We start from the raw sequence: 12,009 nt of genomic DNA, 5'->3' as shown, positions 1-12,009 counted from the left end.
CCGCGAAATCGGGGATTCGTCGGGCGGTTACCAGCGACCGGACACCTTCGATCCCACGCGGTGGGACGATGTGCTGGAAGGTTTCAACGCCAACTGCACCACCTACGTATCCCACTCCCAACGCCGTAACCCCGACTGGCAGTTCCTGAACCTGCCGGTCGCAGAAGATATCGGTCCGGATGGCCGATCGGCGGACGAGTTCACCGAACTCCTGCAGGCCGGTTGGCATCCCGAGTCGTTCACCAGCGAAGTGATCGGCGGGCAGACCGCGCACGACCGGATCGCGGCGAGGCTGCTCGTGATGGGTCCCGGTGCAGTCGCGGTGGTGGTCGACGCGAACGCCCACTTCGACCCGAACAGCCCCAACAAGGTCGGCGCGCACACATACGAGATGTATGTCGACCGCGATCGTATTGTGCGAGTGCGTGATTGGAAGTACACCGAACCGGCGGACCACCGCCACGTCATTCAACGTCCCATCCGCTACGAGCTCGATCTGATCCATACATCCGACGGCACCCCCAAGGAGGGCGTCGAGGAAACCTTCGTCATCTTCCGCCTGCCCGACGGCACCCCGACCGTGGCCTACGACCCGGAAGCCACCGGTGTCGCCAAGCCGAAGACTCGGATCGGGCTTGCCGTGGATGTTGCCGAGGACGGCGGCACACTGAACCCGGACCGGCGGGCCATTCCATGGGTCGGTGACGGTGCGTCCGCAGATCGGCCGGCCGTTACCCTGCCATCCGCGGAACCCGATCCATTGCGCGCGCCGACCGGGCGGCGCACCCAGGTCAACACGACCGATGCGATGGGCCGTCAGCAATTGGAGCGGGAGAACGAGGCCGCTCAGCTGCTCGCCCAGCTCGGTTACGACGTCGAGCAGAACCCGGATGTGCCCGGCCCCAAGAACCCCGATTATCGCATCGAGGGCCGGATCTTCGACCATTACGCCCCCACCACCAGCAAACTCCGCAACGTCATGTACCGGGTGTGGGAGAAGGTGAACGAGGAGCAGGCCGACCGGATCATCGTCAACCTGTCCGATACGAGCGTCAGTGCGGAACAGATCGGTGACCAGTTGCGCCGCAAGCCGATCCGCGGCCTGCGTGAGCTGATCGTGATCGATCAGGCACACCACATCGTCCACATCGATGCGACCGTGCCGCATGCGGGCGCCGACGGTCCGCGCCCGTCGATACGACCGCCGGCCGGGTGGGTGCCGCGGCAGCCGATCGATTCCGTGATCGCCGACGCCGAGGTGGTCGCCAAGCCGCCAACCGTTCCTGCGCAGCACCACCTGGCAGGCGAAGGGCCGTTCAACTGCGGTCCGGCCGTGCTGCACTTCGGTCGCGAGCAGCTGGGGCACAAGGTGAGCCCGCCCGCCCTGGACGACCCGCGGATCGCGGTCGCCGGCATGGGCTGGGGTGAGTTCGCCGAGGCAGCGCACGCGGACTGGCACGCAGAGGGATTCGATTCCGTCGCCGCGATCGCCGAACACGTGCGAGATCACGGCGGCGCGGTGTATGGCGCGGTGCAGTACGCCGGGCGCAGGCGGCGCGCGATCGGCGGGCACGTCTTCCTCATCTACGAGGCCGACGACGGCCAAGTGATGGTCTACGAGAAGGGCGAGAACGGAATCGTCCACCGCGCCTTCGAGGAGTGGGACCAGCCACAGCATGTGACGGCCACCGAAGGCGTCGTCATGAAGCGCGTGACGGCCGGGGACGGTGTCGTCACGAAGGAGAGGCACACCGCCGAAACCTCGCTGGCTGACGGTGAGAAATCGGTGGTGGCGCTCAGGCGTGGCTTCGGCAAGCGCGGGAATCTCGGGTCTCGGGAACCCGAAGCACTCGACGCAGCCCTGGACCGAACCCATCGTGACCTGCAGCAGCTGGAACTCAGGAGCACACCGACACCCCCCGCGGAGGTGCAGCGCCGGGTCGAGGTACGCGCTGCGTTCCTGGCTTTCGGCGCGCTGACAACGCATCTCGACGCCAGTCACATGACGACGCCGGTGTACGTCCGGTCCTATGACGGGACGACCGAGGACGGTAGCCGCGGCCGGATCGTGCTCCAGTTCGGAGACCCGGCCACCGCCGGCACTGTCCTCGGCTACGCCGCGCGCACCGCGCACAACGATGGCGATATCGGCACGATTAGCCGGTCGCTCGTCGATTTCTTTGCCGCCGAACAGGTGTGGCGCGGGTCGGTGGCGATGATCGCGACCCTGCCCATCGATCACGACAATGCCGACCACGGCCGGGCGCTACATGACGTCGATCTGGTCGGCCTGGACGCGGACGCACTGGTAGCACACCTGACCGACACCATCGGTGACCGGCAGCCGCAGATCGTGCTGGTAGGCGACGGTGACGGGGCCGTCGTGACGCGGGAGGCACAGCCGCAGCTGGCCGGCAACGTCACCGTGGCGGAAGCGCCGCGCGGCGTGGACCCGGCGCCGGCAGCGTTCGTACTGTCGGACTACGAAGACGCCCCGGCCGACGCCGCTCCGATCGATCTGGCGATGGTGGGGCTGGAGCGCCACGGCGGTACACCGGATGTGGCGGCGGCACTGTGGCAGGACCTGCCATCGGCCCAACGCCGCGCGCTTGCCCAGGCCGCCGCGGAACTGGTCGCCGGCACCGACGGCATCCTGGATACCTTCCGTGCCGACGCGGTGATGCGGCTGTTCGCGCGCGCGATGAACGATCGGCTCGACGCATTCGAGTCGGCGCAGGTGGCACGTCTGCGCGCTTTCCTGGCGGCATTGAACCGAGGCGGCCGCCTGACCGAACCGGAACGGCCGATTCTGCCGATCGCGCTCCCGCTGGGTGAAAGTGCCTCGGACGAACGCTCATTCGTGTCGGTCGGCGAGGTGGGCACCGCCGACGAGATCACCGTGTTCGTCACGGCAGCGGATCCGACGCCCGAAGCGCTGCGCACCGGCCTGCGCCACGCCACTCATCAGCTCGACCTGCAGGATGGTTTGCCGCAGCGTCGCCCGGGTCTCCGGCGTGCCGCGGCGGTGTGGCAGGGAACCGACCCGCAACGGCTGGCCCGCGACCTGGTTTCGCTGGTCGAGGACGCCAGGGTTCGTGCGGGCCGGGGGAATACCGCCGAGCCGCAGATCCGCATCGTCGTGGTGGATGACGCCGACAAGGCCCTGACGCGTGCCGCATTCGAGCACGAGCGGTTCGACGGCTACCGTGACGAATTCGAGCAGGAAACACACCGGCGAGTCGAGGGATACCTGCGCCCAGAGGTACCGCGCCGGACAGATCGAACTCCACCGCTGGGCGGCGACACCGCGAATAGTGTTCCGCCACGGCAGGTCTTGCTGGATGACCTGGTGGATCCCACGGCGTCGTCGCGGTCCGATGCCATCTGGGAACAGTATGTCGGCGCCCCCGGCCGGTACCTACGGCCGCAGGAAATGGCGACGATCTGGCGGAAGCTGACCTGGGACGACCGCTGGACCCTGGTCGAAGAGCGGCCGGAACTGATCCTCGATCCACGGCACGAGCTGGGGGTCCCCGCGCGATGGCGCGACCGTGCCAATCGGAGGTTGCTCCAGCGCGAGCTGTTCAGGCTGGAGTCGTTGGCAGCGACGGAATCCGGGCTGTCCGCAAGCGATAGCGCCAGGTTGATCGAGCTGCGACAGCGGCTGGCCGATTTGATTCAGGCCGAAGAGCTTGCCGCAACGTTGCCCGGCCACCCACCGGTACATGTGCTTTCACTCGGTTCGACCGGGACCGACCGCCGGCTGATGGTCACGTTCGGTGACGTCGACACCGCCACCCGCGTCACCGTCACGGTGGCAGGACATTTCACCAGCGGCTCGCTGGCGGACGGGTTGCGCCACGCTGCGGCCAACTTCGACGAGAACGCGCGCGACAGTGACTCCCAGCGCAGGCATGCGACGGTCGTGTACTTCGGTGCGGACGGCGTCGACATTGCCACCTCGCAGAGGTTGCTCTACGACATCAACAGTCTGTTGCAGACTCGCAGGGCGCTGCGACTATCCCTGCCATTGGTGGAGATCCTGACCCTACCCGAAGGCATGGATCTGACCAACACCGCACGGGATCGGTCTCTGGCGCGCGCCCTGTTCGCAGATGTCGATATCGACTGGGGCAATTTCGAGCCGGTGGACCGCGCGAACCTGGCCGCCTACCGGATTCCGGACACCTCCTTCGAGGTGCCGCTGATCGAATACGCCTTGGAGGGCGACCCGGCGAACTGCACCACGAATGTGGCCTGGTCCCAACATCGTAGGTGGCCGGACCGGGTTCCGGCGCCGGTGGATGCGCCCGGCCTGCACGGCCGCACGGCCGACGAATACGCGGAGCTGCTTCGAGCGGGCTGGCATCCGGGCGGCTTCCACGCCGACCCGGACGGCGGCCCCACCGCACACGACAAGATCGCCGACGAACTGCTGACCATGGGACCGGGTGCGACCGCCGCGGTGACCGACGAATACCTCGGTTTCGACCCCGAGAACCCCGACGTCGTGGGCTCGCACACCTACGAAATGTATGTCGCCGAGGACGGCAAGACGGTGAAGGTCCGCGACTGGACCTGGGAAAACCCGGTGCAGCGCACCGCGATTCAGCGTCCAGAACCCACCGGTATCACCTACGACCACGTCCGCGGGCAGCGCAAGGCCCATGTGCGGCAGACCTACGCCATCCTGCGCCACGGCGACGGCCGCCCGGCGGTCGAGCACGTGCCGCCGGGGTCCGCCGTCTCGGGCCGTGACAAGCCGAGGACCCGGATCGGGCAGGCCTTGGGCGCGTCCGACGGGAGCGGCCAGAGCCGGGACTTCCGCAACGTCCGCATCGGTGCCCGCATGGACGACGATGTGGCGGTCATACTCGCCGCCGCACATGCCAGCAGGGCTGCCGAGGAGAACCGCGCGCCGGACGAGCAGCGGCAGGCGCTGCCATGGGTCGGTGACGGCACCGCGGATCCGGTATCGGAGCAGTCGACACCCGCTGAGGAGCCCCGCGAACTGGTCGTCATTCCGGCAGAGTTCCGGGCGACCTATGAGGAGTTGATCGCCGAACAAGACCAAGCGCTCGTCGAGTTGACGGAGACGGCGCACAAGGCGAATGCCGCTGTGAAGTATCTGCAGTCGCATCAATACGACCAGGCATTGGAAACCGTGCGGCGCCGTCTGGACATGCGGGGGGCCGCCGGCGCCGCCCTCTCGGCTGATCTCTGGGCGACGACCATGCATTACCACGAGGTCGGTGCCATGATCCGCCGACTCGAGGAACTCGGTGCCGTGCGGCCGGAGGATGCGCCGGAACAGCATCGGTTGCTGACGAATCATGCTGTCGCGGTGGAGAATCGGCGTGAGCCGCTGCGCAACCTGCGCGAGGCCCTCGGAACCGACGCACAACCCGAGGCCGTGGATCGTTTTGTGGTGCACCGTGACTCGGTGCGTGAGGCGGCGCGAGTCCTCGCCGCACACGATCGTCGAGAAAAACGAGCGGTGGTCATCAAGCTCCGGGAAGATCACGGAGTCCAGTTGAAGGGTTGGGAGTACTCGGATGTTCCTCTCGACGCCCTGGTGACTCTCGATCACACCCTGCGCGAGCTGTTCGCGGAATACCGCGGAACACACACCCTCACTGAAATACGTCTCCTCGATGAGGAAGGCATGCGTGCTGTTGATGCCAGGACCCCGGTCTTCGGCAGCAAAAAGGACCGTGCCCCCCGCGCCCTGTGGCGTCTCATGTCGGCGGGCGGGCAGGTCTTCTCCGATATCTCTGTCGATCGACGAATCGTCACCGAGCGGAGATTGACCGCGAAGGCCGTGCGGGAGGCGCAGGCGAAGGGTGTGTGGGGCAAGTCGTCGGGTAAACCGATCACCGACTATCTGGTCCACGAGTTCTTGCATGCCGTCGACCAGGCTCTCCAACTGACCGCCCGCGGCACTCTCCGCAAGGAACTCCGCAACGCCTACAACGTTTACCGGCACCATCCGGTCCTGCGAGTGGACGAGGACTTCCCCACTTGGCTGCGGCGGCTGCCGCGTTATGCCTTCGAAAAAGGTAAACGCGGAAAGCTGAACGACCTGGAGGCATTTGCCGAAGGCGCCGCGACCGGGGGACGAGATCGTTCGCTGCCGCTGACCGATCCGTCGCGGATCGTGTATGCCTTCTCGCACGGCCTCGACGGTGGCGATCACGCCAGGACGATGGCGGACTGGGCATTGGCGCACGCGGTCAACCGGGACACCATGGCCGGTCTCCAGCCGTCGCTGGCGCAAGTGCGCGGCGAGGCGCCCGCCGACGAGGGCGATGCGGCCTACGTGCACCCGGACCCGCGCCGGCCGCATGCGGATAATCAGTGTGGTCCGTTGACGATGCGCGACATCGGGGTGGTGACGGGCCGCGATGATCTGGGTGAGTTCACCGCCGGGCTCGGGGGTATGCGGGTCAGCGTTATCGAAGAGAAGCTGGGCGGGCCCAAGCAGGCTTTCGCGAATATCGGCGAGGCTGTCTCGCGGTTGCAGGACTGGGGTTGGCGCGTCGATGCCGCGAACCAGGGCATCGATCCGGACAGGGCGTGGCGCAAGGGCATCGATCCGGAGGGCGACCCCCGTGACATGGTCGTGCCCGAGGCCGAGGTGGTCCTGCTGGTGCTCGATCCGACGCATGTCGATGGCACCGGTGCGCATGGTGATGTGGGGCATGCGTATTCGCTGGTTCGCAGGGTGGATGCGGATGGGACCGTTCGGATCGAGAAGCGTGACCCGGGTATGGGGGTGTTGCAACCGAATTTCGTCCCGTCGCGGGAGACAGACGAGCATGTGGTGTTCGGTATGTTCCTCGATGCCCGTGGTCAGCGGGTGGAGGTTCCCGACGCCGACGGAATGGTGCGGACCGGCAGAGACGACTTCTACGTCGGCAAGTCCGGCGGCGATGTCGGCGAGTTGCTGGCTGTCGTGCGTGCTGGAGATGCTGCGGATCCCGCTCGGCGACAAGAGGCTTTGCGTGACCTGGCGACCATATTCGGACAGCAGGTCTTCCAGCACGTGCGGGGCCAGCTCATTGATCGGCAGGCAGCGCCCCTGGCGCGTGCCGCCACCGATGACGTGCTCGCCACTGCGGCACAGCACAACTGGACCGCGCCCGCCGGGCAGGCCATCGGTGAATGGTTGCTCGCGATCGCGCCGATCGCGGTGGAGCGCCGGATCGCCCAACGCATTCGAGCCGGGGTTCTGGACCAGCTGCGAGAAGACGAGTCGAGCGACGATCCCGATACCGCCGCCCACGCACCGGTGCGCGCCCAGGCGGTCGCGTCGGCGCATCCGGCACTGATCACACGGGCATTGAACAACATCTCCCGTGCGCCACAACGAGAATGGATGCGTCGGCGGGTCGGCATGGGATTGCCGCGGGAGACGGTGGAGCCACTGGTGGTAAAGCTCGGATGGGCCACCGATATGGCGGCGCTGGACCTGAGCGCGATGCGCGCATTGGCGGATGTCCTGATCGAGATCCTCCCGATCTCGCTGCACGAAGTTCCGGCACCGGGCACACCGGAATACGAATTGCTGAACCTGTTGGTAGCGCGGCGTTTTCCTGCCGAAGTGGTGGAGGCCGTCGGCGGCGACATCGCCCGCCTGCGAGATGCGGTCGCGGAACTGACCGGCCGCAGTGCCGAATACTGCAATCTCCGGTTCTTGCGCGGTCTGTCCCCTGCTCAGGTGATGGACACCATGGGTATTGGCGTCGAGACCGAGTACTCGACACGTGTGCGCACCGCGGACAACCTGATGATTTCGCTGCTCGGTGTCCCCGAGCCGCCGGTGGTCGACATCGACGGTTGGCTGAGTCGGCTCCCCGAGGCCGGTCCCGAATACGACCGGTTGGTCGCGGAAGTCGGGGCCCGGTTGTCGCCGCCACTCGAGCGGATGATGGCAGGCGACCTGACGAAATTGGCCCAAGGGATCGCGCGTCTGCCAGCACAACAGCGGACGGCATCCTACTTGATGATCTTGAATGGCGAGTCGTTGCTCGACTCGAGCCGGGCAATGATGCAGCCCCGCCACACCGTCACCAGGTTCCACAGTCTTGCGTTGGCGGCGTTGGGCGAGTGGTTTACCGAAGTTCGACCCGATACTGAGGCGCCCGAGCTGGATGCGGGCGAGGACTCGGCAGCCGACGATTCGCGTGAGCATGCGGTTCAGCACAGCGAAATCGGCGAGGCCGTCATCGATTTCACGGAAGATGCGCCGCCCACGGCGGCCGATGTGGCGCGCATTGCGGATATCCCGCTCAGCACGGTAATTCTCGTGTTGAGCAGGAAGGCCGTCAGCCCGTGGATCCACGAGCAAGTCGTCCGGACGGCGCGGCGGATCGGGTTCGAGCTTTCCGAGGACGTCGCACGACCGCAGAAGCTGCCGCAGCCGGTTTCGGCGCATGCCGTGGGGCGCCGCGCCCGTGTGTCCTTCCGAGTCGTCTTGCGGATGGCCAGTGGGCAATCGGTCCCCGACACGATTCGGGAGCGTGTGACGGCGGCCATGCGGGAACTCGAACTCGAGTTCCGCAATGGTGAGCTGGTCTCGATTCATGAATTCACGCCCCGATTCGAGTGGCAGACTCTGGCCGCGGTAGCTGGGGTGAACAGGAAAACACTGCGCATAATGCTCAACGGTGGCTCGGTATCGGCCGAGAGTCGGCAGAAGGTCGCCGCGGCGGCAGTCGCGCTGGGCATCGAGCTTCCGCCGGAGCTGCTGATCGCACCGCCGCCCCCGCCGCCGTCACCGCCCTCTCGGACACTGCTGGCTCGTGAGGCGGGTGTATCGCACAACGAGGTCAACCGGGTCCTCAACGGCGAACGTGTCACATACACCACCTGGCGTAATGTCGTCGAGGCGGCCGCGCGCATAGGTTTCGAACTTCCGGAAGCTGCTCGGAGACCACCGATTTGGTGGAATGCCGGCGAAATCGCGCGCAGGGCCGGGGTTTCCAAAGTGTCGGTCGGCCGGGTCCGCAACGGGAAACAGGTTACTCCGGAGACGTGGGACCGGGTGGTCGCGGCCATCCGCGCAATCGCTCCCGAACTCGTAGATGACATTCCGCCTGCCCCGATGCCACAGGCGCGTCGCAACAACATGACCGATGTCGCGCGGGAGTCGGGGGTTCCGTACCACCGGGTTCGGCGGGTATTCGCGGGTCTGGAAACCGATGCACAAGTAGGACAGTCGGTGTTGGCGACCGCCGAACAACTCGGCGTTCCGATTCCCGCGGATATCAGCTTCCTGCCTCCGCCGCCGCCACGCCCCGTCACGTCGGCTGAAGTGGCGAGGGAAGCGGGTGTGAATCCGGGCAGCGTTCACCAGGCTCTCAATGGCGGGCGGGTGAGTGCGCGCGTGATGCGAGCGGTGCTGACTGCGGCAACCGCACTCGGATTCCCGCTGACATCGGTGGTTCTGGCCAGAATACGGTTGCCTGAGCAGCTTGCGGCGGACCTGGCCGAGGCCGCTGGTGTAGATCAGGCTGCGGTGCGCCGGGTGCTCGGTGGCAGTGAGGAGAATCTGGCGACTTGGCGGCGGGTGCGTGACGCCGCTACGCAGCTGAAACTGTTGCCGCCCCGGCCGACACGTGCAGATGTGGCCCGGCTGGCCGGACTGGGTGAGGTTGCGGCGGCTCGGATATTCAAACGCAGTGAGCCGAGGTACACCGAAGCCGAACAGCGGTTCCTCGTGGCAGCGCGGGTACTCGGATATCCGATTCCAGCGCGCCTTGCAGTGGCGATCGACCCGAGATTCGCGGAGGAAAGGTATACCCCCGATCACTACGTCGACGGTGAGCTCGTCAAGGCATCCTTCGCCCCTCAACCGACTCATGCGGAGGGTGCTCGCGAAGCCGGCGTGCAACAGTCCGTCTTTTCCAGGGTCTTGAGCGGCACTTCGAATGTGGACGCGAGCGTTCAGCAACGGGTGTTCGACGCGGCTGATCGAATCGGACTCTGGTACCCGCCAGTACGACGGGTGGGTGTCGAGCAAGTGCGGGCGCTGCGTGGGGAATTGGCGGAAATCTTGGGGGAGCAGGATTGGCGGGCGATAGATCGGGCTCGGGTCGAGGACGCTGTTGCCCGTCTCGCGCACGATCCAGAAGTGCCGCAACAATTCCTTCGGTTGGCTGAACGGTTCCTCGCACTCGGAGACATAGAACATGCCAAGCGGCCCACGCAAGACGACATAGCCCGGTTGGCAGGTTCCGAACAGTCGACGGTCGCAACGGTGTTCGGCAGGCAAACACCGGTGCTGGAGGAGACTGAGCAACGGGTACTTGTTGCGGCGCAATGGTTGGGGGTTCCGATTCCGGAAACCCTCCGGGCCGCAATCGATCCGTTCTTCGTGGCGAACAGGTTCATGCCGGCGCATTTCGTCGATGACCGTTTCGTGCCGGGACGTTTCGTCCCGCAGCCGTTGCAGTCCGATGTAGCGGCGCTGGCCGGTGTCTCACCGCAGACGGTTCACCGGGTGCTGCTGGAGGGCCGTGGAACCAAGAAGAATCAGAGGCTGGTCTTCGAGGCGGCCTTCGATCTCGACTACTGGTACCCGAGCAGCTATGTCCGGACCCGACAGTCCGACGTAGCGGCCCTGGCGGGGCTGTACCGGGGGACGGTTTCCGTCATATTCCGCCGGACCGAACCGGCCGGTACCGAACAGGAACGCCTTGCCGTCGCGGCAGCCCGGCAACTCGGTTATCCAGTACCACGCGGACTTCGGGTGGTACTCGAACGAGACGAAATTCCGACACAGCGCGAGATTGCGGAGCGTGCCGGTGTGGCTCAGTCCACTGTAGCCCGCGTTCTTACAGGTGAACTGTCAGCCGAAACCGACAGCGGTCGTAAGATTCTGGCCGCGATGGCCGAGCTCGGTGCCCGCGCCCCGCTGTCTGAATCGCAAACCGAGCCCCGACTCACCGCCAAGCAGGCGCAGGAACTGGTGGATCAGGCGCCGCGAGAGTTGCTGGCAGAGCTTGCCGCCGCCCTGAGATCTCCGGCTGAGCGGGAGTTGGGTGCGCTGTGGTTCGGCGACGAGCAAGTCAGCGACCGCCAAGAGCTTGCCGAGCGGATGGGTAAGACGCCGCAGGCGATCAGCGGCCTGCGGCACAGGGTCGTCGCAAAGCTGGGCAAGATTCTTGCAGAGCAGGCCCAACAGCCATCCGATCCAGCAGTTCCGGATGTCACTACCCACATTGCGCCCGCCTCCGACCATGTCCATGCGGATGGCCCCAAGAACTGCCTGCCGGTCGCGGCACGGGATGGATGGGCGGCGGTCGGGCGTCCGGCACCGGAAGGGTTGGCCGGTTTTACCGCCGGGCCCGACGGTGTGTTGCTGCGGGATGCGCCCGGGGTGGTGGGTGTCGGGTTCGACGAGAGCATCACCACGCTGGCGGGTGCGCGGGATCGGGTGGCGAATGACGGCGGCGCGGTGGTTGCGGTGCTGGTGTACGAGGGTGTCGATGGGCAGCCGGCGCAGTGGGGGCATGCGGTCGACATCAAGCGCGGCGCCGATGGGGTCGTGCGGCTGTTCGAGGAGGGAATGACCGGGGAGGGTGTGGCATTCGAGGAGTGGGAGCCGCCGGCGGGTGTGATCCCGCGCGATGCCGACGGGGAGCCCGTGGTCGTGGCCATGCGGCTGACGGGTTCGGCTGCCGACGATGTCCCGGTCAGTAGGGAATTGCCGGCTGCGGCAAGGGGATTCGAGCATATTCGGGTCGGTGTGCGCGCGCCGCAGCCGGACGATCATGTGGTGCCGCGGCCCGCGGTGCCGGCGATACCGAGCGAGGTTTCGGGGCATCAGTGGGAGAACTTCTGGGCGGGTGTGATCGCCGAGGCGGACCTGGCGGGCAGCAGGGGCTTCGGCGACCTCAACCCGCTGGCGGCGGATCTGTCGCGGTTGGTGATGGAGCAGAGGTGGGCGGATCTGCCCACGGCGGTCCAGGAGCAGATCGTGGGGCTTCTGAGTGATCCGGTGGA

At 66.4% G+C, this 12,009-nt stretch carries 1 protein-coding gene (only partly in view); it reads left to right on the top strand.

Every position in this 12,009-nt window falls within one protein-coding gene, locus ACQP2U_RS36125, for a LacI family DNA-binding transcriptional regulator, read on the top strand. The gene is 100,644 nt long; 33,065 of those nucleotides lie to the left of the window and 55,570 to its right, leaving coding positions 33,066-45,074 in view — codons 11,022 (partial) to 15,025 (partial); the first codon wholly inside the window starts at position 2. Both the start codon and the stop codon lie outside the window.

The organism is Nocardia sp. CA-084685 (genome assembly GCF_050955785.1).
GTDB lineage: Bacteria > Actinomycetota > Actinomycetes > Mycobacteriales > Mycobacteriaceae > Nocardia.
The sequence above is the reverse complement of the archived record's forward strand: the minus strand, read 5'-3'. Positions and strand labels throughout refer to the sequence as shown.